Origin of the sequence: Flavobacterium lindanitolerans (assembly GCF_002846575.1) — a bacterium.
Lineage (GTDB): Bacteria > Bacteroidota > Bacteroidia > Flavobacteriales > Flavobacteriaceae > Flavobacterium > Flavobacterium lindanitolerans.
This window is the reverse complement of sequence record NZ_PJND01000007.1, coordinates 1,845,622-1,871,335: the sequence shown is the minus strand read 5'-3', so window position 1 is coordinate 1,871,335 and position 25,714 is coordinate 1,845,622. Positions and strand designations below refer to the sequence as shown.

The window sequence follows — 25,714 nt, the reverse complement described above, 5'->3', positions numbered from 1 at the left end:
AGTTACTAAGTTTTGTTTTCGATTGTACGAAGTGCTTTTTTAATGATATAATCTGTTTCCCTGCACGGAGATTCTTTGCGCCATCTTTCACAGAGTTCCATTACAAATTTGGGCTGTGATTTGCTGGCATCGTTGAGCCAGTTACCAACGCTGTCCTGTACATATTTTGCCTTGTCGGAACGCAAGGGTTCCAAAATTGGCAGTCCCAGTTCCGGTTGCTGTTTGAGCGCATCAATATGTTCGCACCAGACTCCGCGAGGTCGGGTTGCTTCACTGGCAAAACGCCTTACATTTTCGTCATTGCTTTTGGTCCATTCTGAAAGGATTTTTATGCTTTCGCTAATATCCGCAGAAATTAATTTTCGTACCGAAAGCCAGGAAATCTCCCTTACTCCAAAATGTTTATCTGCCGCAAATGGCTTTATCAATTCTAATACCTCCTCTACACTATGATTCTTATCAGATGCAATATAATAGGTTGCCCAACAACGAACCAAATCAGAAGGATGCGTGGCAATTTCCTCCAGAAAATGAGAGTCTCCTGCTTGTGATACCACACGATAAAGTCCCTTTCCTATAGCTTCATTGATGGTATTGACCGTTTGTTTTTTTAACTGCTCAATAGTTTCTAAAACAGGAGCCAGATAAGAGGTCCTTCCTTTTTCTTCCAACAAATTTTCAAGTAGTATTCTTTGGTCGACTGCCAGCCATTCCGTAAGATTTACAGTTTCTATCCTGCCCCTGTTCAACTGTTCCAGAATAGTTGCTGGAATATCTTTTGCGGAGCGGGCTCCTTTTCTTTTAATTTCTGCCATAACTTATATTGTTCAGAAATGATTCACCGTGTAATCTTTCTTTGATTATTTTTGTAAAAATCCTAAATCCGGAACAGATAAGCAATACCGCATATTTTTATCCCCTGGTGAACAAAAAGTCAATTTTATGAAAGCAAAGGAAAGAGCAACCGAAAATAAAATCTGTCCGTTAGAAATTGCTGTAAATTCCATATCCGGAAAATGGAAAATCCCTATTGTGTGGCAAATGAACGAAGGTAAAAAACGTCCAAGCGAATTTCTAAGAGGCATTGCCAAGGTAGACCGCCGTGTATTGAACCAGCAATTAAAAGAAATGGAAAAAGACGGTATCTTAACCAAAGAAACTTTTAATGAACTGCCACCTCGTGTAGAATATTCCTTAACCGAATTGGGAGAAAAGCTGGTTCTGGTTTTATGGCAGTTAAACGATTGGGGAAAATTACTATTGGAAAAAGAACCCCTCACTACAGAAACACAAACAGTATGAAAAAGAAACTTGTAGTACTTACCGGAGCCGGAATCAGTGCTGAAAGCGGCATTAAAACTTTTCGCGATTCAGACGGATTATGGGAAGGCCACGACATTATGGAAGTCGCATCTCCGGAAGGCTGGAAAAAAAATCCTGTCCTGGTTTTGGATTTCTACAACAAAAGGCGCCAACAACTTAAAGAAGTCCTGCCAAATGCCGCACATATAATCCTGGCAGAATTGGAACAACACTTCGATGTACATATCATTACTCAAAATGTAGACGATTTACATGAAAGAGCCGGAAGCACGAAAGTATTGCACCTGCACGGAGAATTGCTAAAAGCACGCAGTACCCAAAACCACCGTCATATTATAGAGTGGCAAGACGATTTGTTTTTAGGCAATCTGGACACTAACGGGCATCAGCTCCGCCCGCATATTGTATGGTTTGGCGAAGCAGTACCTGCTTTGGACGAAGCTGTAAGAATCACACACGAAGCTGATTTTTTTGCCGTAGTAGGAACTTCATTACAGGTTTATCCGGCAGCAGGACTCGTTGATTTTGCAAAGCCGGGAACACCTTTATATTATGTCGATTTAAATCCCGCCCGAATTACAAACCTGAGTAACGAATTGGAGATTATTCCCAAAACAGCTTCCGAAGGCATGAAAATCTTAAAAGAAAAGCTGCTTCGGCTTGCCTAATATCATTCTTTTGACTTTTATACTTCAGACAGATAAAGTATATTTGCGCTTAATAACAACACAAAATGACAACTCTAACTGAACTAAACGCTATATCTCCAATTGACGGGCGATATAGAAGCAAAACGTATTCCTTATCACACTATTTTTCAGAAGAAGCACTGATTCGCTATCGCGTGCTTGTTGAAATAGAATATTTCATTTCACTTTGCCAGATTCCGTTGCCACAGCTAAAAACTGTTGACGCATCGCTATTTGACAGTTTGAGAAACATCTACAAAAATTTTAGCGCTGATGATGCTAAAGCTATAAAGGAAATTGAAAAAACGACTAACCACGATGTCAAGGCTGTTGAATATTTTATAAAGGAAGCATTTGACAAGCTCGGACTATCCGAATATAAAGAGTTTATCCATTTTGGATTGACTTCTCAAGACATTAACAATACGGCAATCCCGTTATCGACCAAAGAAGCTTTCCAGGAAGTATATCTGAAATCGCTGATTGAGCTGACTGCCAAACTTAAAGAATTAAGTACCGAATGGGCAGATGTGCCAATGCTGGCCAGAACTCACGGACAACCGGCCTCTCCTACCCGATTAGGCAAAGAAATAGCTGTGTTTGTAGAAAGGCTGGAAGAACAGATGCGCCTTCTTTTTAATGTTCCTTTTGCTGCCAAATTTGGTGGTGCAACCGGAAATTTCAATGCCCATCATGTGGCTTACAGACAAATTGACTGGAAACAGTTTGGAAAAGATTTCGTTGAAGGAACGTTAGGATTACAGCATTCGTTTCCAACAACGCAAATTGAGCATTACGACCATTTTGCTGCTTTTTTTGATGCATTGAAACGAATCAACACTATCCTGATTGACCTTGACAGAGACATCTGGACTTATGTATCGATGGATTACTTCAAGCAAAAAATCAAAGCCGGTGAAGTAGGTTCTTCTGCCATGCCACACAAAGTAAATCCTATTGATTTTGAAAACTCGGAAGGAAACCTTGGAATTGCAAATGCCATTTTTGAACATCTTTCTGCCAAACTACCCTTATCAAGATTACAGAGAGACCTTACGGATAGCACAGTATTGAGAAACATAGGCGTACCTATGGGCCATACGATTATCGGTTTTGAAGCAACCTTGAAAGGATTAAACAAACTGTTACTGAACGCTGCTAAATTTGAAGAAGATTTGGAGAAAAACTGGGCTGTTGTTGCCGAGGCTATCCAGACCATCCTGCGAAGAGAGGGCTATCCAAATCCGTACGAAGCCTTAAAAGGTCTTACAAGAACCAATGAAGTAATGAATAAGGAATCCATCCATAATTTTATCAAAACTCTGGATATTTCTGATGCCGTGAAAGCAGAATTGCTGGTAATTACGCCAAGCAATTACTTAGGAATCTAAAATTTCAAAATTCAAACACTATAAAAAAGTCCCGGGCAAAATCATACAATACTGCCCGGGATTTTTTTTTGCTGATTTTCTTTTTTTTCCCGACATTTAAATAACTGAAATACAACCCCAACTATACACTATCCACTACCAACTGTCAACTAAATCCGATGTCGAAGAACAAAATTCTAATATTGTTTGCTCACCCTCTATTCGAAAAATCTTTTGCGAACAAAATCCTGACGGAACATATCCCCGACTCACACAGCATCACTTTTCACGATTTATACGAAACCTATCCCGAATTTGATATTGATGTAAAACACGAGCAGGAACTCTTAAAACAGCACGACATCATTATCTGGCAACACCCAATGTATTGGTATAGCTGTCCGCCTTTATTAAAACAATGGATAGATATGGTTTTGGAATATGGCTGGGCCTATGGAAAGTATGGATTGGCATTACAGGACAAAGTTATTTTCCAAGCCATAACCACAGGTGCCAATGCGGAAAACTATTCGGCAGAAGGATTACATCTGTTTACAATACCAGAACTGTTGCGGCCTTTTAGCCAAACCGCCAAAGTATGTCGTATGGAATATTTACCTCCATTTGTAATTCACGGCACCCATAAAATGGACGAACAGACCTGCCACGAAAAAGCAGCCTCCTATGCACAACTGCTTATGTATTTAACAAATAACGAAGTTGATATTCGAAAGATACAGGAGTTTCCTTATATGAACGATTGGATGCAATCTAAAAACATTTGACATGGAAAATAGTTTTTTTCTTCAGGCAATAATCTATCTGGCAGCAGCCGTAATCTGCGTCCCAATAGCTAAAAAAATTGGATTGAGTTCAATTCTGGGCTATCTGTTTTCTGGAATAATTATTGGTCCATTCGTCATGGGCTTTATAGGTTCTGAAGGACAAGACCTGATGCATTTTGCAGAATTTGGCGTAGTCATGATGCTTTTTTTAATCGGATTGGAATTAGACCCCTACAAATTCTGGAAAATGAGGCGCTTCATCTTAGGCATGGGATCGCTTCAGGTGGGTCTTACCTCTTTGGTACTTTTTACCTGTTCTTCCATTATTTTTGACTGGAGCTGGCAGACGGCATTAACTATTTCACTCGCATTATCGCTGTCTTCAACCGCTATCGTATTACAGACACTTAAAGAAAAAGGAATGCTACAGACATCGGTTGGACGCTCTTCCTTTGCTGTTTTGCTCTTTCAGGATATAGCTGTTATTCCTATACTTGCTCTCATTCCTTTACTGGCTTCCAGTTCCCACATAATTCCTGAAGAAGACCTGCATCATTCCCTGATTTCAAATCTGGACGGCTGGTTACAGACTTTAATTGTAACAGGAGTTATTGCGACCATTTATTTTGGTGGAAAATATATTATTGTGCCTTTGCTCCATATTATTGCTAAAACCAGGCTGCAGGAACTATTCACTGCTTCGGCCTTACTCCTTGTATTGGGCGTTTCCTACCTGATGCAAATTGTCGGGCTAAGCCCTGCTTTAGGTGCTTTTATGGCGGGAGTCGTTTTGGCCAATTCTGAATTCCGTCATGAACTGGAAGGCGATATTGCTCCTTTTAAAGGATTGTTTTTAGGATTGTTTTTTATTGGCGTTGGCGCTTCCATAAATTTCAGGTTGATTATTGACAATCCGGCTTTTATCCTGATTTTCGGGTTTATACTGACTATGATAAAATTCTTTGTCTTTTTAGGAATCGGAAAACTATACAATAAAAAAATCGACCAGAACTTTATCTTTTCGATTGGCTTGAGTCAGGCAGGAGAATTCGGGTTCGTAATCATGAGCTTTTCCATGCAGTTGAATATCATCCCGAATATGCTCGCAAACCAGATTATGGCTATTATTGCCATCAGTATGATTGCTACACCGTTCCTTTTGCTGATAAATGAAAGATTAATTGACCCCTATTTTGGCGTAAAAGAAAAAGAATCCAACACCTATGATGAAATCAATGAAAATAACAAGGTGATTATTGCCGGTTTTGGAAATTTTGGAAGTACAATAGGTCGTCTTTTAAAAACCAATAAGATTCCGGCAACCATTCTCGACCTCGATTCTGACCGTGTTGATTCGCTTCGAAAAATGGGTTTTAAGGTATATTATGGCGATGCTACCCGACTGGAACTGCTCAAAGCTGCTGGTTGTGAAAATGCGGAACTTTTTATTGCAGCCATTGACAACCCAACCGTAAACCTCATCGTAATTGAAATGCTTAAAAAACATTTCCCGCATTTAAAAATTCTGGCAAGGGCCCGAAACAGGAATGATGCTTTCGAAATTATTGATATGGGAATTGAAAATATTTACCGCGAAAATCTTTATAGTGCCGTACACCTGGGCATAGATGCCTTAGTTTATCTGGGACACCGTCGTTATTCCGCAACGCGGCAAGGGCAAAGGTTTATCAAATATGATGAAGATGCAATTTTCAGGCTGGCCAAAAAACGCCATGACAAAAAGGCTTTTATGATTTCGGCTATGGAAGAAATAGAAATGCAGGAACAGCTTTTCAAAAGCGACCTGCTCAATCCAATGGGGCCTGATGACCATGCATGGGATAGCGAAAACCTGAAAAAAGACACTTAGCCTAATAAAAAACCGGAGAACAAAATGAACCCCGGTTTTTTATATAGCATTATGAAAAATTATCTTGAATAATTTGGCGCTTCTTTTGTAATGGTCACATTATGCGGATGGCTTTCACCAATACCGCTGGCAGTAATTCTTACGAAACGGCCTGTTTCCTGTAGAGTTTGAATGTCTTTTGAACCACAATAGCCCATTCCTGCTCTAAGTCCGCCCACAAACTGAAGCATACTTTCCAACAATTCACCTTTATATGGAACACGTCCAACAATTCCTTCCGGAACAAGCTTTTTGATATCGTCTTCCACATCCTGGAAATAACGGTCTTTAGAACCTTCCTGCATCGCTTCAACCGACCCCATTCCTCTATACGATTTGAATTTTCTTCCTTCAAAAATGATGGTTTCACCCGGAGATTCTTTAGTTCCTGCTAAAAGCGAACCTAACATTACACAATCAGCACCGGCTGCAATGGCTTTTGGGATATCTCCCGTATAGCGGATACCTCCATCGGCAATTACCGGAATTCCGGAACCTTTAACAGCTGCCGCAACTTCCAATACAGCAGAAAACTGAGGAAATCCAACACCTGCTACCACACGGGTTGTGCAGATAGAACCTGGGCCAATTCCTACTTTTATTCCATCCGCTCCATTTTCTACTAAATATTTTGCAGCTTCCGGCGTAGCAATATTACCAACAACCACATCCAGGTCAGGAAAATTCTTCTTTACCTCTTTCAAAACTCCCACCACACCTTTTGTATGTCCGTGAGCCGTATCGATAATAACCGCATCAACTCCGGCAGCTACTAAAGCACCCGCTCTTTGTACCGCATCTGCTGTAACACCAATAGCTGCTGCCACTCTCAGACGGCCAAACCGGTCTTTATTAGCGATTGGTTTTTGTGTCAATTTGGTAATGTCCCTAAAAGTAATAAGACCCACCAACTTATAATCAGCATTAACAACCGGAAGTTTTTCAATTTTATTTTTTTGCAATATTCCTTCTGCAACCTCCAACGTCGTTCCTTCACCGGCCGTAACCAGTTTTTCGGTTGTCATTACCTCTAAAATAGAACGGGAATTATTTTTTTCGAAACGCAGGTCGCGATTGGTAACGATTCCTTTCAGTATCTGGTTTTCATCTACAACAGGAATTCCTCCAATGCTGTATTCTCTCATTACCTGTTTTGCATCACCAACTGTTGCTGTCAGAGGTAAAGTGACCGGGTCGATAATCATTCCTGACTCGGCTCTTTTTACTTTTCTTACCTCAGCAGCCTGCTGGTCGATTGTCATATTTTTATGCAGTACGCCAATACCGCCTTCCTGAGCCATTGCAATTGCCATAGCGCTTTCTGTAACCGTATCCATTGCTGCGGAAACAATAGGAACGTTTAATGTGATATTGCGTGAAAATTTAGATTGAATGCTTACTTCCCGGGGTAAAACTTCAGAATAATTAGGAATCAGGAGGACATCATCGTAGGTAAGACCTTCTCCAATAACTTTAGTTGAGTGTGCTTTCATTGTTGCAATTTGTAGTTAAATTGCGTGCAAATATAGTTAATTTTCAGGAGAAAAGGAAATCTCAATATTTATTTAGAAATTTTTAGCTTTTGGCAAAGCGGCAATAAATTCTGTTCCCTGATTTTGATGGTACACAATATCCAGTTTACCATTATTGTCTGATAGGAACTGCTTTACGAGAAGCAATCCAAGACCTGTACCTTCCTCAAATCCGGTTCCTTTTTCAGATACCATCCTTTTATCAAAATTCAGGATTTCTTCAATCTTGACCTGAGAAATTCCCGCTCCGGAATCGGTTATATGTACATTATGGAAAATATCATCCTCAGAATATCTGATTTCAATCGTTCCTGCCAGCGGCGTAAACTTAATCGCGTTGGATATGAGGTTATTGAGTATGATATGAACATGCCCTTTATCTGCATCTATAATAACATCTTCATGCGAATTGATATGGACAATATTAATTTCTTTTGCTTTTGCCGTTAATTCCAAAGCGGCAATCGAATCCCTAACGGCACTTTCCAGATCAATGTTTTCTTTATTAATCTTTGCACCGTCAAGCTGTGTCATTGACCAATGCAAAATAGTATTGAGCATAATAGAAGTACTGTCTACCTGAGTAATGAGGTGTTCAGCCAAAACCTTTAGTTCTTCATTGCTGATTTCTCCTTCTTTCAATAATCCTAAAACCTGTTGGATTGAAGCAATTGGCGACCTTAAATCATGAGACAATATCGAAAACAGCCTGTTTTTTGTCTGGTTCAATTCACTCAAATTATGGTTTTGCGCCGTTATAAGTACTTTTTGGTTTTCAATATCGCGGTTCTTAATCTCCAATTCGTTGTACAGCTTTTCTTTAATCTTACTGTTTTTGGTATACTGGTATATGATTGTCAGGAGATAAAGCATAAATAATATTACAGAAACAGAAAACAATCGCGTATTTTTCAGCTTGTGCTGTGCCGCTTCGTTTTTTGCTATCAGCTTTTCGTTTTCGGCTTCTTTTCTTTTTAATTGCAGCAGATTAATCTCTTTCAGCTTCGTATCGTTGAATAACGAATCGTTATATGATTTACAGATAGCCAGATATTTGAAAGCCATCTCATAGTTATTTTCACTTTTGTAGGCAATCGACAAAATTTCAGCTGCCCGGGCAATATCCCATTTGGCCTGTACTATTTTTGCGGCTTCAAAACCTTTTAATCCGTATTCCTGTGCTTTTTTGTAATTCCCTTCCTTAATATAAACTTCCGAAAGCCCCGTAAGAGCAAATGACTTTTCCCATTCATTAGGTTGATAAGAATCGGTTATTACTTTTTGATAGTAGTATACGGAAGAATCTAAATCATTCTTCAAATAATGGATATTCCCCAGCCTGTTAAAAACAAGATGCTCCATATTTGCATCCTTATTTCTGACAGCCAGTTTCATCGCTTTATGGAAATTCTTATAGGAACTTTCATAATCTTTCAACTCAATCTGGGATATTCCTATATTAAAGTACACTTTGCTCTCCAATACAGCATCTTTTAAATCGCTGATAAGGATATTGGCGTCTCTAAACAGCTTAATAGCTTCCTCGTTTCTGCCAATTCCCTGCTGAATCAGTCCTTGTCCTATCAGACATTTGGCAATTCCCAACGTATGATTGTTCTCTTCATACAGCAGAAGAGCCTCCATAAACTTTTTTAGGGCGACATCATAGGAACCTACCATATAATAGCTGGCGCCATAATTATGGGCCACATCTGCCAACAATATAGGGTCATTTGATTTTTTAGCAACAGTTTCTGCTTTTTTAAGCAGTTTTTCTGCAACTTTAAAATCACTGTATACAATTTTTTTTGATTCGGCTAAATAATAAGAAACAGAATCTTTCTGCAGGTTAAAAGAATAGCTTTTGGTTTGGGGTAAAACCAGAAAAATGAATACGATAAGAAAGCTTATAACGGTTCTGGGCAACTATTTCTAAGTTTGAAAATTCCTCGCTATAAAGGTATCAAATTTCGAGCCGTAATTTAATGATATACGGTAAAAATCTTTGTAGCCTCATTATAAGCGCTTTCAAAACTCATCGGGCTAGTGTGTGTGGCCACCTTTTCTGCCGTAAAATAAGAAAGCATTTTTTCTGTTGGCATATTGCCTGTCAAATCATCTTTTGCCATAGGACAACCGCCAAAACCTTGTATGGCACCGTCAAATCTTCGGCATCCTGATTTATAAGCTGCATCTACTTTTTCAAACCATTTGTCCGGCGTTGTATGAAGATGGGCTCCAAATTCAATATGCCTGTATTTTGGAATCAGATTAGAGAAAAGATAATCGATTACTTCAGGAGTTGAAGAACCAACAGTATCTGAAAGCGAAAGAATCTTAACGCCCATATTGGATAATTTTTCTGTCCATTCGCCTACAATTTCCACATTCCATGGGTCGCCATACGGATTTCCAAATCCCATAGAAAGATAGGCAACCACTTCTTTATCTGTAGCGTTGGCGATATCCAGAATTTCCTGCAAAGTCACCAGCGATTCCGCAATAGTTTTATGTGTATTACGCATCTGGAAATTCTCTGATATAGAAAACGGATAGCCTAAATATTGTATCTCCTTATGTTTTGATGCCATTTCGGCTCCTTGCGTATTGGCAATAATAGCCAAAAGTTTGCTGTTGGTTTGCGAAAGGTCAAGCTTTGACAAAACCTCTGCGGTATCAGCCATTTGAGGAATGGCTTTAGGAGAAACAAAACTTCCAAAATCTATGGTATCAAAACCAACACGCAATAAGGATTGGATATAGTCCACTTTTTTTTCTGTAGGGATAAATGCCTTAATTCCTTGCATTGCATCCCTCGGACATTCTATAATTTTAACTTGTTCCATAGAAATCCAAAGATAGGAAAGAATTCTATTTTACGAAATCGTTTTTTCCTAATTTTATGCTAACAGATTATGGAATAATCTTACTTTTTACTGAGTATTTTTTTATTGATTTTTTTGATTAATGCCGGGCCTTCATAAATAAATCCGGTATACAATTGTACCAGACTGGCACCGGCTTCCAATTTCTCCAAAGCATCTTCTGCAGAATGAATACCTCCTACTCCAATAATAGGAAACGATTTATTGCTTTTTTCAGACAGGAAACGGATAACTTCTGTAGAACGTTTTGTCAACGGCTTGCCTGACAAACCACCTGTTTCTTTCTGGTTTTCGGATATAAGACCTTCACGTGAAATAGTAGTATTGGTAGCAATTACTCCTGCAATCTTGGTGTCATTTACAATATCTACAATATCCAAAAGCTGTTCGTCTGTCAAATCCGGAGCTATTTTCAGCAGAATTGGTTTTTGTTTTGGCTTTGTCGTATTTTTTTGTTGCAACGTCTGCAACAATTGGGTCAACGGTTCTTTATCCTGCAAGGCACGCAGGTTTGGCGTATTAGGCGAACTTACATTCACGACAAAATAATCAACGTAATCATACAAAGCATCAAAGCAGATTTCATAATCTGAAACCGCATCTTCGTTTGGAGTCAGTTTGTTCTTTCCAATGTTTCCTCCTATCAGAACACCGTTATTTTTTTTCAATCGTTCCACGGCTTCAAAAACACCTCCGTTGTTAAAACCCATCCTATTGATAATTGCCGAATCTTCTTTAAGTCGGAAAAGACGTTTTTTAGGGTTTCCTTCCTGTCCTTTTGGCGTAAGCGTTCCAATTTCAATAAAACCGAATCCCAGATTTGAAAGTTCTTTATACAATTTGGCGTCTTTATCAAAGCCCGCTGCCAGGCCAACAGGATTTTTAAATTTCAGACCGAAAACCTCACGCTCCAAACGTTTATTATCGACCTGGTATAGTGATTTAAAAACGGAACTGGCACCCGGAATCTTATTCAGAAATCGTAATGTGGAAAAAGTAAAGTAGTGGATTTTTTCTGGGTCAAAGCCAAAAAGTATGGGACGGATTACCGATTTATACATTGTAGTTGTGTTGTGTTGTTGTTCTGCAAAAATAGAATTATCCGACCGATTATTAAATGCTTAAAAAGATTTTTTTGTTGGATAATGCAAACAGGCACAAGCAAAACTTTTTTATCTTTAACATAAGAAACATCATACGCTATGAAATTTGAAGAACTACGTCCCATACTCCGGACAGAGGAATTAGATGAAACCATCGATTTTTATACCAAAATACTCGATTTTACTTGCGATGAAAGAAATGATGATTGGGGCTGGGCTTCCCTGCATCGGGACGACGTCGTAATCATGCTGGCCAAACCTAACGCTCATGAGGGATTTGCAAAACCTGCTTTTACAGGCTCTTTTTATATTTCAATAAATGATGTTGATGCCTTTTGGGAAAAACTAAAAGACAGGGCCAATATCTGCTACCCTATAGAAAATTTTGAATGGGGCATGAGAGAATTTGCCATTTATGACAACAACGGTTATATCCTTCAATTCGGACAGGATATCCCTGATTACAACTAATTATGACAAGACCAAAACTCATTGGAATCGCTCCACAGCTCATTGTTCCTGATGTTGTACAGACAGCAGAATATTACCGTGATGTATTAGGTTTCGAGATTATAGGTTATTTTCTGGAACCTCCGGTTTACACCATGGTAAAACGAGATGAATTCCAGATACATTTTGGAAAAGCGGATGCCGATTTTGAAATAAACAAAAATGCGTATTATAAAAAGGGATGTACAGATTTGATTATCTGGGTTCCTGAAATTGATGCTTTTTACGAAGAACTTCGTTCCAGGAATGCTATAATCTTTCAGGAAATAACAAAACGCATATATGGCAGTCGTGAGTTTATCATTCAAGACTGTAATGGCTATTTGATAACTGTTGGAGATTAATTATGCAAAAAAAATTACAGCAAAAATTCACGGACATATTCCAAAAATATGCTACGGATTCCTCTTTGGAAAAAAAATTCTGGCAGGAAATAGAAAAACAGTATTCTTCCAAAAAACGACATTATCATACGCTTTTGCATTTAGAAAATCTTTTTGGTGAACTCGAACCTATAAAGGAAAAACTTGAAGATTGGGATACAATACAGTTTTCCGTATTCTATCATGACATTATTTACAAGTCTTTCAAAAGCAACAATGAAGAAGAAAGTGCATCGTTAGCTGCAGAAAGGCTTCGTGAAATTGGTTATCCGGAAGAAAAGATTGTCAAATGCAAGAATCAGATACTCGCCACAAAAGCACATAATTTTGACGATAACGACACTAACTATTTTACTGATGCGGACTTATCCGTTTTAGGAAAAGACTGGGCAACGTATGCTATTTATTACCAGCAAATCCGCAAAGAATACAGCCTTTATCCTGATTTTCTGTACAACAACGGACGAAAAAAAGTATTGGAACATTTTCTGGATATGGAAAGCATTTTCAAAACAGAATATTTCCGGAACAAATACGAAAACCAGGCACGATTGAATATTGAAAAAGAGCTCCAAATACTCGATAAATAATCGTTAAACCTTGACACAAAAAAGAATAAAAACTTAAATAAATCGTAACTTCGCGACACATTTTTAAACTTATATTATGCAACATATCATTGACCGTTTTATCAGTTATGTGACTATTGATACGGAATCAGATCCAAATTCAAATACAACTCCAAGTACAGAAAAACAATGGGATTTGGCTAATAAACTAGTCGAAGAATTAAAGGCAATCGGAATGGAAGATGTTACGATTGACGAAAATGCCTATATCATGGCTACCCTGCCAAGCAATGTGGATTATGACGTGCCAACAATCGGGTTTGTTTCGCATTTTGATACGACTCCTGATTTTACAGGCGCCAATGTCAAACCGCAAATTGTAAAAAATTATGATGGCGGGGATATTGTCCTGAACAAAGAACAAAACATTGTACTTTCTCCAGGCTATTTTAAAGACCTGTTGCAATACAAAGGACAGACTATCATCACTACAGACGGTACTACACTTCTGGGTGCTGATGACAAGGCGGGAATTACAGAAATTGTTACGGCAATGGAATTCCTGATTCAAAATCCTGAAATCAAACACGGAAAAATCAGAGTAGGCTTTACTCCTGATGAAGAAATTGGACGTGGTGCCCATAAATTTGATGTAGCAAAATTCAATGCTGACTGGGCTTATACAATGGATGGAAGCCAGATTGGTGAGTTGGAATATGAAAACTTTAACGCTGCCGGTGCAAAAATTACCTTTAAAGGAAAAAGTGTACACCCGGGTTATGCAAAAGGAAAGATGATTAACTCTATGTTGATTGCCAACAAATTCCTTTCAAAATTGCCAAAAGACGAAGTGCCTGAAAGAACAAAAGGCTATGAAGGATTTTTCCACGTGCATCACCTGAACGGTACTATTGAAGAAACCGTATTGGAACTGATTATCCGTGACCATGACAAGAAAAAGTTTGAAAAAAGAAAAAAACTGATTCACAAAATCACTAAAAAAATCAACAAGAAATTTGCCGAACAATTTGGTGGTGATATCGCTGTTGCCGAAGTCAAAGACCAATACTACAATATGAAAGAAAAAGTAGAACCGGTTATGCATATTGTTGATATTGCTGAAAAAGCAATGAAAGAATTGGGAATCAAGCCAATCATTAAGCCTATTCGCGGTGGAACTGACGGATGCCAGCTTTCGTATATGGGACTTCCTTGCCCAAATATCTTTGCCGGCGGACATAATTTCCACGGGAAATACGAATATGTTCCTGTTGAAAGTATGCAGAAGGCAGTAGAAGTAATCGTTAAGATTGCCGAGCTGACCGCTGCAAAAAAGTAATTTTCGCTATGGAAGAAAAACACACCTGGGATAAAACCAATCAATGGGAAGAAGAATTGGATTATCTGAAGTCGATTATTATCAGGACAGAATTGGTTGAGGCTATTAAATGGGGAGCTCCTGTTTATACGCTGAACAATAAAAATGTTTTGGCAATTGGAGGCTTCAAGAATTTTTTTACCATCTGGTTTTACAATGGTGTTTTTCTGAAGGACACGAAAAAAGTATTGGTCAATGCCAATGAAGGTGTAACCAAAGCTTTAAGGCAATGGCGCTTTCAGTCAAAGGAAGAAATTGACGAGAAACTGGTTCTTTCTTATATCAGGGAAGCGATTGAAAATGAAAAGGCCGGACTTACAAGCAAGCCTTCAAAAAAAGAGGCAATAGTTTCAGAATTCATGGAAAATCAATTCCAATCTGATTCGGAACTAAAAAAGGCATTTGAATTGTTTACTCCTTTCAAACAGAGAGAGTTTCTGGAATATATAGAAAGTGCCAAGCAGGAGAAAACCAAAATCACGAGATTTGAAAAAATCAAGCCGATGATTTTCGACGGAATTGGCCTGAACGACAAATACAGATAATAAAAAAAGTCCCGAGAAATCGGGACTTTTTTATTTTATACAAAACTTATTATTTAGCTTCGTTTGCCATTTTGCTCAATTCCAAAGAAATTGCAGAACGCTCCATCTTCAGTTTTCCTGACATGGTTTCAAGAACAATAGTTCTTTCTGCAAGCTCAGAAATTCTTCCGTGAAGGCCACTTTTCGTAATCACCTTGTCGCCTACCTTAAGACCGGCTTCGAATTCTTTTTCTGCTTTTGCTCTTTTTTGTTGAGGCCTGATCATGAAGAAGTACATGACCACAAACATTCCACCGAATAAAAGTAAATTTGCGTATTGTTCCATAATAATTTTAGTGATTTGTCACTCCAATTCCGCCTGCTTTAGGCGTAACCTCTGCTTTAATAGTTAATAATTCGTTTCCGCTAGCTGTGTTAGCCGTGATATTTACAGACTTTTGTTGCTTTCCAGGTTTTCCTGTAGAATCAAAAGTAACTTTCATTGTGCTTGTTTCACCCGGCTTGATAGCTTCTTTTTTATACTCAGGAACCGTACAACCACAGCTTCCTTTAGCATCTGCAATAATCAAATCAGCATTACCTGTGTTAGTAAATGTAAAAACGTGCTCTACTTTGTCTCCTTCTTTAATAGTTCCGAAGTCAAATTCTTTTTCAGTAAAACTCATTACCGGTACTTTTCCGGCAGATTCTTCGCGCATGGCAGTTTCCTGAACATTAGAAGCCTCGATTTTTGAAGACGCATTGTCTTTGCAAGAAACGGTTAAAACCAGCGATGCAATTGCCAGCAAACCTACAGTTTTTCTAATCATAATTATGAATATTTAAGTTACATTAAACCTCTTCCGGTCTTGTTTAATTTATTTGCTGTTTGGTAATCTTTTACAAGATTATCTAAAATTCCGTTGATAAAAATACTGCTTTTTGGCGTAGAATATTCTTTTGCTATTTCTAAATATTCGTTAATAGTTACTTTCACCGGTATGGAAGGGAATTTCAATAGCTCACAAATAGCCATTTTTAAGATAATCGTATCCACTTCTGCTATCCTGTCTGAATCCCAATTTGGAGTTTTATCAATAAATTCTTTTGATAATTCCGGTTCATTCAATACCGTTTTTCGGAATAGGTTTTTAGTAAATTCCTTATCCTCAGAATCTTTGTAAACTTTTGGGACTGAAAAATCTTCGTCCGTAGACTTTATTGCTTTTAACTGTTTCGAGATGTGTGTATTTACTAACGGAATGTCATCAATCCAGGTCAGCTTATTATCTTCAAGATATTCGTAAAGCTTTTCGTTTGGGGCAATCAATTCTGTAAAAACAGAAACAACAAAACGCTTGTCTTCTTCAAAATTGTTCACACGATTGCTCATGTATTCTTTATAAAGGTCGCTGTTTTTGATTTCTTCCAGAAGAATTCTGATATAGTCGTCATTCAGATGCCAGTCATTGATTTTTCTATTCTCCAAAGCCATGCTTAAAGAATTGCTTTCAAGTAACAACTGTAATACCTGATTGTTTATAAATTTCTTGTTAGGATTGCGCTCATCAGGAGTCGCAAGGTGCTTCTTGCTGGATTTGTCAAGAAAATCTTCTTCTCTTTTTTGGATTTCTACCAAAGAAGACAGCATGATAAGGTATAAATCTTGGATGTTTTCGATACTGTAGAATAAGAATTTTTCTTCTTTTTCAAGATTATCGGAATTGTTTTGATGCATGGCATATACTGACTGCATTACTTTTACACGGATATGTCTTCTATTTAACACCTTATAAGAACTTTTAAAAATTAACAAAGCGAAAGAGATTTTCTTTCGCTTTGCAAAAATAGTAATATTATTGAAACCCTAAATTATTTAGCGTTTTCTTTTTTTCTGTCGTCAATACGCTTTTGAGCAATTGATAAAGCAGCCTGGTGAGTAGTAATGCTGTTTGTTTCAGCAAAATTGAAAATCTCCAATGTAGTATTGTAAATGTTTTCAGTTCTTCTTAAAGCTTCAGCACTGTCATAACCTACGATTTCAGCATATACGTTGATAATACCTCCGGCGTTGATTAAGAAATCAGGAGCATAAGCAATACCTCTGTCTTTCAGGATTTTTCCGTGGATTTCTTCATTAGCCAACTGGTTGTTAGCTGCTCCTGCAATTACTTTTGCCTGGATTTTGTTTACTGTAGTATCGTTAATTGTAGCACCCAATGCACATGGAGCATAAATATCAACCGGAGCACTGTAAATATCTTCTCCTGTAAAAATCTGAGCACCATATTTTTGGCTGATTTCTTTCAATTTGGCTTCGTTGATGTCAGTAATCTGTACCAAAGCGCCTTCTTTTGTAAGGTGGTCAATAAGTGTCTCACCTACGTTTCCTGTTCCCTGAACCAGGATTTTCTTACCTTCCAGATTATCAGAACCAAACTGGTATTTAGCTGCTGCTTTCATTCCCATGTAAACACCATACGCTGTTACAGGCGAAGGGTTACCGGAACCACCTCTTGACTGGGAGATACCTGTTACATATGGAGTAACGTCTCTGATAAGGTCCATATCAGGAGTCGTAGTACCTACATCTTCAGCAGTAATATATTTTCCGCTTAGCGAATTGATAAATTCACCAAACTTTATCATCATTTCCGGAGTTTTGTCAACTTTTGAATCGCCAATAATGACGGCTTTTCCACCTCCTAGGTTCAATCCCGAGATAGCAGATTTAAAAGTCATTCCTCTAGACAGTCTCAAAACGTCGTTAAGAGCTTCCCATTCGTTGGTATATTTCCACATTCTCGTTCCACCCAAAGCTGGTCCTAAAACTGTGTTATGAATGCCAATTATTGCTTTCAAACCAGTATCTTTGTCATTACAAAATACGATTTGCTCGTGATTGTCAAATGATAATTGTCCAAAAACCGGGTCGATTTTGTGAAGCTCACTTGCTTTTGCTACTTCTGTTATCATACTATCTTTTATTAAGTGGTTAATTATGATTTCATCAAAAAGATGTCGCAAAATTAAGATTTAAATCAAAACTTTGCAATGAAATTAACCTTTATTAGCAATCCATTAATGAAAATCGCTTTTTTACATTTTAAATAAAAAAATATTTTATTTACATTTTTAACATAAAAACAATACATAATTATATCACTTCCACAATACAATGAAAGAACTTCAATATTTAAACAAATATTTCACTAAATACAAATACCATTTTTTATTAGGAATTATTACTACAATTGCGGCACAGATATTTTCCCTGTATACGCCTAAGCTAATCGGAAATTCTATTAACGCATTGACCCAGAAACAGTTTGATTCCGAAACCACAAAAAACATACTTTTAGAGAACATCGTATGGGTTTTGGTTACCACAATTATTGCGGGTATACTTACTTTTTTAATGCGTCAGACCCTAATCGTGATGTCGCGTTATGTGGAATTTGACTTAAAAAACGAAGTTTTCAGGCAATATGAAAACCTTTCGCAGAATTTCTACAAAAAAAACAGGACAGGCGACCTTATGAACCGTATTAGTGAAGACGTCAGTAAAGTCAGGATGTATGTTGGTCCTGCCGTAATGTATACCATCAACACCTTTATTCGTTTTGCCGTTGTAATCGTACAGATGTATATCATTTCGCCAAAACTTACCTTATATACTTTATTGCCTTTGCCAATCCTCTCCTATTTAATATTCAAACTCAGCAATGAAATCAATATAAGAAGCGGGATTTTCCAACAGAATCTTTCCCAACTGTCAAGCTACACTCAGGAAGTCTTTTCCGGAATCCGTGTCATCAAAGCCTACAGTCTGGAAGATAAATCACAGGGTGAATTTTCGGAACTATCAGAAGAAAGCCGTGAAAAGAGTATGAAGCTTGCCAAAACCAATGCACTGTTTGGCCCATTAATGATTCTGTTAATAGGAATGAGTAACCTGGTTGTGATTTATGTTGGCGGTATGATGTATATTAACGGCTCTATAAAAAGCATTGGCGTTATTGCAGAGTTTATCTTATATGTCAACATGCTAACCTGGCCGGTAGCATCTTTAGGATGGGTTTCTTCTATGATACAGGAAGCGGAAGCATCACAAAAAAGAATCAACGAATTCTTGAAAATACAGCCGGAAATCAAAAACAAGACATTGGAAAGTTCTATCATTGAAGGCAAGATTACGTTTAACCACGTAAGCTTTACCTATGAAGACACCAATATTACAGCATTAAACAAAGTAAGTTTCACAATACAAAAAGGAGAAACATTGGCCATTCTTGGAAAAACAGGTTCCGGAAAATCAACTATCTTAAATCTTATCAGTCGACTATACGATATTAAAGATGGCGAAATCACTATCGACAACCATAACATCAAAGACCTGAATCTTCACGATGTCCGAAACAGTATCGCTTTCGTTCCACAGGATGCCTTCCTTTTTTCAGACACCATTATGAACAATATCAAGTTTGGAAAAGAAAACGCTACAGAAGCAGAAGTAATAGAAGCCGCTAAAAAAGCCGTTGTACACAATAATATTATGGGCTTCAACGAACAGTACCAAACCGTAGTTGGCGAAAGAGGAATTACGTTATCCGGCGGGCAAAAGCAACGCGTTTCTATTGCAAGGGCTATTATCAAGGATTCCAACATCTTACTGCTTGACGACTGCCTTTCTGCAGTTGACACAGAAACCGAAGAAGCAATCCTGAACAACCTTCTTGAAATCTGTAAAGACAAGACAACTATTTTGGTGAGCCACAGAGTTTCGTCTGCCAAAAACGCAGATAAAATCATCATTCTCGACAACGGACAAATCATCCAACAAGGCTCTCATAATCAATTGGTAAACCAGGAAGGATATTATAAAGACCTGTATCTGAAACAACTTTCTGAAAAAGAAATCCTATAAAAATGTTGTTTAATTCAGCTATTTTTTAGATTTTTGGTTTCCAGATAACACAAACCATTTGAACGACGGATTATGAGAGAAAATGACATGCTAGAAAAAGAAGAGATTTTTTCTAAAGTATTGAGAGCGGGAAGAAGAACATATTTCTTCGACGTTAGAGCCACTAAAGCTGACGACTATTATATCACAATTACGGAAAGCAAAAAATTCACTGAAGAAGACGGCTCTTTTCATTTTAAAAAACACAAAATCTACCTTTATAAAGAAGATTTTGCTGCCTTTTCAGAAATCTTAGAAGAAATGACTTCCTATGTCTTGAACCACAAAGGCGAAGAAGTAATTTCAGAAAGACACCAAAAAGATTTCAAAAAAGAGTTTTATACTGAAAAAGCTACCGCTGAAACTACTGCAACAGCAAGCTTTACGGATATTGACTTTGACGATATTTAATCTATACGATACTAAAAAATTCCCGAAATGACCTTTCGGGAATTTTTTGTTTATACAAGATTCTGGTTACTTTCTTTTCAAACCTAACATCATAACAAACCCCACATGAAATATCTCTCTGTCCTATTCCTGTTTTTAAGCAATTGTCTTCTTGCACAAACCAAAATTGCCGGGACTTACGACACAAAAACACAAAAGTTCACGCCCGAAGACAAGAACTACAATATCCAATATTTCTTTAAAGGTTATGCTTCTGTCACAGACGGCAAATCTTCAGGAATAATCGACAGCACCGGAACCGTTATTGTCCCTCTTATTTATGATATGACAGTATCAGGTTTTACCGAAAATAGAGCGATGGTCAAAAAAGAAAATTTATATGGTTTTGCAAACAAATCCGGTAAAGAAGTAATTCCATGTATTTATGACGAAGCCAAAGGTTTTTCAGAAGGTTATGCCTGGGTAAGAAAAGGAGAGAAATGGGGGCGTATTGATGCTTCGGGTAAAGAAAGCATTCCTTTTATGTATGAAACAGCCGGCTTTTCTTCAGAAGGTATGACTCGGGTTCGAAAAGACGGGAAATTTGGAACCCTTAATCAAAAAGGACAAGAAGTCGTTCCTTGCATCTATGATGAAATTGGCTTCTTTAAAGATGGACTGGCAGCAGCCACAAAAGGCTCAAAGCGTGGTTATGTAGACAAAACAGGAAAAACAGTTGTTCCTTTTATTTATGATATAGCAGATGATTTCAAAGGCGGCATAGCCATTGTCAGAAACCACAACAAATGTGGACTGATTGATAAGACCGGAAAAGTTATAGCTCCCTTAATTTATGATGGAATGGGTAGTTTTGACAGTGACCAATCCGGATTGGCAAGAGTCCAGATAGACAATAAATGGGGTTTTATCAATAAAAAAGGGAAAGAAATCGTTCCATGCATCTACATCAAGGCCAATTTTTTCAGTGAAGGTCTGGCATTAATCGTTACAGACAAAGGAGAATCTGGATATGTTGACACCACAGGAAAATTAATCATTCCGTTTACAAAATATACTAGGGCTGAAAATTTCAGAAATGGAAAAGCAGAAGTCAGAAAAGGCAATGATGTTTTTTACATTAATAAACAAGGACAAACAGTCAACTAATTCAATTCGATACTGTTTTATATAAAAACAGCCTCACAAGAGGCTGTTTTTTTTAGCCAATTCTCAAACCATTTTCGACCTTGAAATCCGGAGACAATAAAATAACAGAACCTTCCTCGCCTACTGCTCCTAAAACCAGGCATTCGCTCATGAATTTGCCAATCTGTTTTTTAGGAAAATTTACAACGGAAACAATTTGCCTGCCCACTAAATCAGCCTTTTCATAATGTTTGGTAATTTGGGCGGAAGTCTTTCTGATTCCAATTTCGGCACCAAAATCAATAACCAGCTGATAAGCCGGCTTTCTGGCTTCCGGAAAATCATTCGCTTCTATAATGGTTCCAACCCTCATTTCTACTCTTTCAAATTCGGACCATGATAAATTATTCTGTAATTCTGAATTCATAATTTTAATTTTCTATTCTAAATACTGTTTTTCAAATTTCGAAAATTTCTGCCTATATTTAAAGCTCAAATTTTATTTCAACTGCCATGGCAAAAACACCATCAAACATGCTCCCTCTTGGGACTTCTGCTCCACAATTCAGGCTAAAAGATACCAATTCTAATTTTTACTATTCTTTTGATGACCTGAAAGGCAAAAAAGGCACTTTGGTTATGTTTATCTGCAACCACTGCCCTTATGTTATCCATGCCTTGCCGGAAATTTTGATGGTTGCCAATGATTACCGCGTACAAGGTATCGGAATTATTGCAATTAGCAGTAATGATGTTGAAAAATATCCGCAGGACGGACCGGAAATGATGACTGAATTTGCTTTCAGCAACAGTTTTGACTTTCCCTATCTCTATGACGAAACTCAGGAAGTGGCCAAAGCTTTTGATGCAGCCTGTACCCCTGATTTTTATCTTTTTGATTCGCAGGACAAATTATTTTATCGGGGACAACTGGACGATTCCCGACCTTCAAACGGAATTCCTTTAAGCGGCAGCGACCTGCGAAATGCAATCGACGCCCTGATTTACAACAGAAGTCTGCCAGAAATCCAAAAGCCAAGTTTGGGCTGTAATATTAAGTGGAAATAATTATTTGTTCTTGATTATCTGAAAATTTCTTTTCTTGCTTTTCTGCTCTGCGACTTTGCGAGCAACTATTTCACGCAAAGGCGCAGAGCCGCAAAATTCTTAATCTAGAAATAATGGATGTTACTATCAGGCATAAACTTTCCTACAGTCATTTATTTCTTTTCCAACACAATATCAATCGGACGGTTCATTTTAGGGCCAAACTGTACTTCACGAGCCTTGCTGGAACATAACACATACATATTAAAGCTATTTAGCTTAACGATTTGCGTTTTAAAATGACCTCCATTTTCCTCACCGTCAACATCTTCAACTTTCAAACTAAAATCATCACCCGGAAACGTGTTTTTAACAGAAAGCAGGTAATTGTCTTTTGCGAAAGGAAAAAACCAGCGTTCTTTTGAAACTTTAGAATCGCTTGTTATTCTATTGCCCTTATCGTCCACTTTATAATTGGCCATAAAAGTCAATGGTTTTCCGGCACTTGTCCAGCTGTATAGGTTATTGATATTCAGCAAATCAAGACCCAGGCCGTTGATAATTGTAATTTTTAATCCGGGAATATTCTCTTTTTTGCCTGCTTCGTGCACATTCAATACAAAATAAGACGTAAAATCATAACCGCAATGCTGAGCAACCTGGGCTTTTGAAGAAAGTGAAAACAGAAAAAGAATAAAAAATAAAAAACGCATCGGATGAATATTAGTAATGGCAAAAATACAAAAGCAAATAGCATTCCAAGAAAAAAGCACCCCGAATGAGGTGCTTTTAACAACTATAAATCGAAATCTGATTATTTTACATCCATTAATTCTACGTCAAAAACCAGAGTAGCATTTGGAGGAATAACACCTCCGGCACCGCGAGAACCATACCCTAAATGTGATGGTATAACAAAACGAGCCTTGTCTCCAACCTGAAGCAAAGCGATCCCTTCATCCCATCCTTCAATTACATGGCCTTTTCCTAAAGGAAATTCAATAGGCTTTTTTCTTGGATAAGAAGAATCGAATACTTTTCCATCTTCCAACTGTCCTGTATAATGAACAGAAACCACTTTGCCGTTTTCTGCTTTTTTACCATTCCCTTTTTGAATCATTTTATAACGGAGTCCGCTTTCGGTCTTATCGAATCCTGCAGCCAATTTTTCCATTTTGGCTTCGGCTTCTTCTCTAGCCTGTGCTTCGCGTTTTGCACGGGAACCTTCAAATACTCTGAAAGCCTCAATAGCATTCCATTTTTTAGCCTCGTCTCCTTCGCGGATAATTTCAATACTTTGGATCTCATCGCCTTGAGCAATCGCATCCACAACATCCTGTCCTTCTACCACATGGCCAAAAACAGTATGTTTGTTATCCAGCCAACTGGTTGGAACATGCGTGATAAAAAATTGTGAACCGTTAGAACCCGGACCTGAATTAGCCATAGACAATACACCAGGCTTATCGTGTTTCAATTCCGGATGGAATTCATCGTCGAACTGGTAACCAGGACCACCCGTTCCTGTTCCTTGCGGACAACCTCCCTGAATCATGAAATCAGGAATCACGCGGTGAAATTTAAGCCCGTCATAATAAGGCTTTCCTTGTGGTCTTGATTTATTTTCTAAATTTCCTTCAGCCAATCCAACAAAGTTACCTACAGTTCCAGGCGTCATATCATGAGTCAATTTCACTAAGATTGCCCCTTTTGGAGTATTGAATTTTGCGTATATTCCGTTTTCCATTTTATTAGTTTTATTTTTGAATCACGCAAAATTACGAATTAAAATGTGAAAATAAATACAATTAATGACCTGGGTCAAACAAAGAAACTAGGTATTTACTTAAATTTGCGTCACAGAAAAAAGAGAATTCTCCGTTCTGAAATAAAATAACCAACCACATGAACAGCATTTTTCATCCAGAAGGAAATAAGAAACTAATTGAGCGCATTGAGACGCTCACTCCAATTACTCATAATGAATGGGGAACGATGAATGTAAGCCAGATGCTTGTGCATTGCCAGATGCCCATCAAGGTTGCTTTTGGAGAACTAAAAATTAAAGTTGGGTTTATGGGCCTGCTATTTGGAAAATTGGCCAAAAAAAGTGTGACCAGCAAAAACCCTATCAAAAGAAACCTTCCTACAGCTAAAGAATTTGTCGTTAAGGGACATCCTGATTTTGAACAGTCAAAAACAGAACTGATTTCCCTGATTTCAAAATTTGCCAACGAAGGTCCAAAAGCGATAAAAAACCCAAAGCATCCTTTTTTCGGAAATCTTACTACCGAAGAATGGGATTATATGCAATGGAAACACCTGGACCACCATTTAAAACAATTCGGAGCTTAAAATAATATTTGATTTGTGATTTAAGATTTCTGAACTGAAATCACAAATCCTAAATCTAAAATCCTAAACCCCAAAATGAGAATCGACATTATCACCGTACTTCCCGAATTATTAAGAAGCCCTTTCGAAGCCTCTATCATGAAAAGAGCGATTGACAAAGGACTGGTAGAAGTCCATTTTCATAATTTGAGAGACTATACAACAAATAAACAGAAGAATGTTGACGATTATCAGTTTGGCGGAGGTGCCGGAATGGTAATGATGATTCAGCCTATCGATGATTGTATTGCAAAGCTTAAAAGCGAACGCAACTATGATGAAATCATCTACATGACTCCGGACGGAGAAACCCTAAATCAGGGCATGGCCAATAAGATGTCGTCATTAGAAAACATTATTATTTTATGTGGTCATTATAAAGGTGTCGACCAAAGGGTTCGTGACCACCTGATTACAAAGGAAATTTCGATTGGAGATTATGTGCTTTCGGGTGGAGAATTAGGAGCTATTGTATTGTCTGACGCTTTAATCCGACTGATTCCGGGTGTATTAAGTGATGAAACCTCAGCCTTGACAGACAGTTTTCAAGACAACCTGTTATCGCCGCCAATCTACACGCGACCTTCCGACTACAAAGGCTGGAAAGTACCGGATATTTTGCTAAGCGGGCATTTTGCCAAAATTGACCAATGGCGCGAGGACAAAGCTTTTGAGCATACGAAGAATAGAAGACCGGATTTGCTGGATAGGTAGATTTCAGATTTTAGATTTTAGATTTCAGAAGGCAGACGACTAGCAACCACCCGTAAAAGCAAAATTAAATTTTACCCCTGTTGAAGTGGCTTTTTAA

At 37.9% G+C, this 25,714-nt stretch carries 28 protein-coding genes; 16 read left to right on the top strand and 12 right to left on the bottom strand.

Features of this window, described 5'->3' with window-relative positions; genetic code table 11:
* Window positions 1-5: 5 nt before the first annotated feature.
* The gene (locus B0G92_RS08280) at window positions 6-815 is read right to left on the bottom strand and encodes a DNA alkylation repair protein (protein WP_101471757.1); all 810 of its coding nucleotides are present in this window, start codon (window positions 813-815) and stop codon (window positions 6-8) included.
* 127 nt (window positions 816-942) lie between these two features.
* On the opposite strand from B0G92_RS08280, the gene B0G92_RS08275 reads away from it, so the two are divergent.
* From B0G92_RS08275 to B0G92_RS08255, 5 genes are all read left to right on the top strand, one after another.
* A complete protein-coding gene (locus tag B0G92_RS08275) occupies window positions 943-1,302 on the top strand; it encodes a winged helix-turn-helix transcriptional regulator (protein WP_101471756.1) in 360 nt (119 codons plus the stop codon).
* Window positions 1,299-1,991, top strand: a complete 693-nt coding sequence (locus B0G92_RS08270) for an SIR2 family NAD-dependent protein deacylase (protein WP_101471755.1) — start codon at window positions 1,299-1,301, stop codon at window positions 1,989-1,991. Before B0G92_RS08275 ends, B0G92_RS08270 begins: the two co-directional genes overlap by 4 nt.
* A gap of 65 nt (window positions 1,992-2,056) precedes the next feature.
* Window positions 2,057-3,403: an adenylosuccinate lyase gene (purB, locus tag B0G92_RS08265; protein WP_101471754.1), complete on the top strand. Its 1,347-nt coding sequence runs from the start codon at window positions 2,057-2,059 to the stop codon at window positions 3,401-3,403.
* A 158-nt stretch (window positions 3,404-3,561) separates the two neighbouring features.
* Window positions 3,562-4,167, top strand: a complete 606-nt coding sequence (locus B0G92_RS08260) for an NAD(P)H-dependent oxidoreductase (protein WP_101471753.1) — start codon at window positions 3,562-3,564, stop codon at window positions 4,165-4,167.
* Between the two features lies 1 nt (window position 4,168).
* Window positions 4,169-6,037: a monovalent cation:proton antiporter-2 (CPA2) family protein gene (locus B0G92_RS08255; protein ID WP_101471752.1), complete on the top strand. Its 1,869-nt coding sequence runs from the start codon at window positions 4,169-4,171 to the stop codon at window positions 6,035-6,037.
* A gap of 59 nt (window positions 6,038-6,096) precedes the next feature.
* On the opposite strand, the gene guaB is transcribed toward B0G92_RS08255, so the two are convergent.
* From guaB to B0G92_RS08235, 4 genes are all read right to left on the bottom strand, one after another.
* The gene (guaB, locus tag B0G92_RS08250) at window positions 6,097-7,569 is read right to left on the bottom strand and encodes an IMP dehydrogenase (protein ID WP_101471751.1); all 1,473 of its coding nucleotides are present in this window, start codon (window positions 7,567-7,569) and stop codon (window positions 6,097-6,099) included.
* 72 nt (window positions 7,570-7,641) lie between these two features.
* Window positions 7,642-9,534, bottom strand: coding sequence for a tetratricopeptide repeat-containing sensor histidine kinase (locus B0G92_RS08245; RefSeq protein ID WP_101471750.1), 1,893 nt, complete (start codon window positions 9,532-9,534; stop codon window positions 7,642-7,644).
* A 56-nt stretch (window positions 9,535-9,590) separates the two neighbouring features.
* Window positions 9,591-10,454 carry a hydroxymethylglutaryl-CoA lyase gene (locus tag B0G92_RS08240; RefSeq protein ID WP_101471749.1) on the bottom strand — a complete coding sequence of 288 codons (864 nt, stop codon included), beginning with the start codon at window positions 10,452-10,454 and terminating at the stop codon, window positions 9,591-9,593.
* An 80-nt stretch (window positions 10,455-10,534) separates the two neighbouring features.
* Window positions 10,535-11,554 carry a quinone-dependent dihydroorotate dehydrogenase gene (locus B0G92_RS08235; protein ID WP_101471748.1) on the bottom strand — a complete coding sequence of 340 codons (1,020 nt, stop codon included), beginning with the start codon at window positions 11,552-11,554 and terminating at the stop codon, window positions 10,535-10,537.
* A 141-nt stretch (window positions 11,555-11,695) separates the two neighbouring features.
* Between B0G92_RS08235 and B0G92_RS08230 the strand changes: the two genes are divergently transcribed.
* From B0G92_RS08230 to B0G92_RS08210, 5 genes are all read left to right on the top strand, one after another.
* Window positions 11,696-12,067, top strand: coding sequence for a VOC family protein (locus B0G92_RS08230; RefSeq protein WP_101471747.1), 372 nt, complete (start codon window positions 11,696-11,698; stop codon window positions 12,065-12,067).
* Window positions 12,068-12,069: 2 nt separating this feature from the next.
* Window positions 12,070-12,450, top strand: a complete 381-nt coding sequence (locus B0G92_RS08225) for a VOC family protein (protein WP_101471746.1) — start codon at window positions 12,070-12,072, stop codon at window positions 12,448-12,450.
* 2 nt (window positions 12,451-12,452) lie between these two features.
* Window positions 12,453-13,079 carry an HD domain-containing protein gene (locus B0G92_RS08220; protein WP_101471745.1) on the top strand — a complete coding sequence of 209 codons (627 nt, stop codon included), beginning with the start codon at window positions 12,453-12,455 and terminating at the stop codon, window positions 13,077-13,079.
* A 76-nt stretch (window positions 13,080-13,155) separates the two neighbouring features.
* Entirely contained in the window at window positions 13,156-14,397 is a 1,242-nt protein-coding gene (gene pepT / locus B0G92_RS08215; protein ID WP_101471744.1) for a peptidase T, read from the top strand.
* Window positions 14,398-14,405: 8 nt separating this feature from the next.
* Complete coding sequence (locus tag B0G92_RS08210; protein ID WP_101471743.1) at window positions 14,406-14,981, top strand: YdeI/OmpD-associated family protein; 576 nt, start codon at window positions 14,406-14,408, stop codon at window positions 14,979-14,981.
* A 49-nt stretch (window positions 14,982-15,030) separates the two neighbouring features.
* Here B0G92_RS08210 and yajC read toward each other — a convergent pair whose 3' ends face one another.
* The 4 genes from yajC to B0G92_RS08190 all read right to left on the bottom strand — a co-directional run bounded on the left by yajC (window position 15,031) and on the right by B0G92_RS08190 (window position 17,936).
* On the bottom strand, window positions 15,031-15,306 hold the full coding sequence (gene yajC / locus B0G92_RS08205; protein WP_056070503.1) for a preprotein translocase subunit YajC: 276 nt from the start codon (window positions 15,304-15,306) through the stop codon (window positions 15,031-15,033).
* A gap of 7 nt (window positions 15,307-15,313) precedes the next feature.
* Complete coding sequence (locus B0G92_RS08200; protein ID WP_056070499.1) at window positions 15,314-15,790, bottom strand: DUF1573 domain-containing protein; 477 nt, start codon at window positions 15,788-15,790, stop codon at window positions 15,314-15,316.
* A 17-nt stretch (window positions 15,791-15,807) separates the two neighbouring features.
* Complete coding sequence (gene nusB, locus B0G92_RS08195; protein ID WP_056071430.1) at window positions 15,808-16,716, bottom strand: transcription antitermination factor NusB; 909 nt, start codon at window positions 16,714-16,716, stop codon at window positions 15,808-15,810.
* Between the two features lie 116 nt (window positions 16,717-16,832).
* The gene (locus B0G92_RS08190) at window positions 16,833-17,936 is read right to left on the bottom strand and encodes a Glu/Leu/Phe/Val family dehydrogenase (protein ID WP_056070497.1); all 1,104 of its coding nucleotides are present in this window, start codon (window positions 17,934-17,936) and stop codon (window positions 16,833-16,835) included.
* 202 nt (window positions 17,937-18,138) lie between these two features.
* On the opposite strand from B0G92_RS08190, the gene B0G92_RS08185 reads away from it, so the two are divergent.
* The 3 genes from B0G92_RS08185 to B0G92_RS08175 all read left to right on the top strand — a co-directional run bounded on the left by B0G92_RS08185 (window position 18,139) and on the right by B0G92_RS08175 (window position 21,483).
* On the top strand, window positions 18,139-19,887 hold the full coding sequence (locus B0G92_RS08185) for an ABC transporter ATP-binding protein (RefSeq protein ID WP_101471742.1): 1,749 nt from the start codon (window positions 18,139-18,141) through the stop codon (window positions 19,885-19,887).
* Window positions 19,888-19,959: 72 nt separating this feature from the next.
* Window positions 19,960-20,337, top strand: a complete 378-nt coding sequence (locus B0G92_RS08180) for a PUR family DNA/RNA-binding protein (RefSeq protein ID WP_056070489.1) — start codon at window positions 19,960-19,962, stop codon at window positions 20,335-20,337.
* A 105-nt stretch (window positions 20,338-20,442) separates the two neighbouring features.
* The gene (locus tag B0G92_RS08175; RefSeq protein WP_101471741.1) at window positions 20,443-21,483 is read left to right on the top strand and encodes a WG repeat-containing protein; all 1,041 of its coding nucleotides are present in this window, start codon (window positions 20,443-20,445) and stop codon (window positions 21,481-21,483) included.
* A gap of 52 nt (window positions 21,484-21,535) precedes the next feature.
* On the opposite strand, the gene B0G92_RS08170 is transcribed toward B0G92_RS08175, so the two are convergent.
* Window positions 21,536-21,889, bottom strand: a complete 354-nt coding sequence (locus tag B0G92_RS08170; RefSeq protein ID WP_101471740.1) for a tRNA-binding protein — start codon at window positions 21,887-21,889, stop codon at window positions 21,536-21,538.
* Between the two features lie 86 nt (window positions 21,890-21,975).
* Here B0G92_RS08170 and B0G92_RS08165 point away from each other — a divergent pair, with 86 nt between their 5' ends.
* Window positions 21,976-22,530, top strand: a complete 555-nt coding sequence (locus B0G92_RS08165) for a thioredoxin family protein (protein ID WP_101471739.1) — start codon at window positions 21,976-21,978, stop codon at window positions 22,528-22,530.
* A gap of 152 nt (window positions 22,531-22,682) precedes the next feature.
* On the opposite strand, the gene B0G92_RS08160 is transcribed toward B0G92_RS08165, so the two are convergent.
* Window positions 22,683-23,222 (bottom strand): hypothetical protein, encoded by a 540-nt coding sequence (locus B0G92_RS08160; RefSeq protein ID WP_101471738.1) that lies wholly within the window; start codon window positions 23,220-23,222, stop codon window positions 22,683-22,685.
* 101 nt (window positions 23,223-23,323) lie between these two features.
* Complete coding sequence (locus B0G92_RS08155; protein ID WP_101471737.1) at window positions 23,324-24,256, bottom strand: peptidylprolyl isomerase; 933 nt, start codon at window positions 24,254-24,256, stop codon at window positions 23,324-23,326.
* Between the two features lie 158 nt (window positions 24,257-24,414).
* Between B0G92_RS08155 and B0G92_RS08150 the strand changes: the two genes are divergently transcribed.
* Both B0G92_RS08150 and trmD read left to right on the top strand, forming a co-directional pair.
* Complete coding sequence (locus B0G92_RS08150) at window positions 24,415-24,864, top strand: DUF1569 domain-containing protein (protein WP_056070470.1); 450 nt, start codon at window positions 24,415-24,417, stop codon at window positions 24,862-24,864.
* A 75-nt stretch (window positions 24,865-24,939) separates the two neighbouring features.
* Window positions 24,940-25,617 carry a tRNA (guanosine(37)-N1)-methyltransferase TrmD gene (trmD, locus tag B0G92_RS08145; protein WP_056070468.1) on the top strand — a complete coding sequence of 226 codons (678 nt, stop codon included), beginning with the start codon at window positions 24,940-24,942 and terminating at the stop codon, window positions 25,615-25,617.
* Window positions 25,618-25,714: the final 97 nt, after the last annotated feature.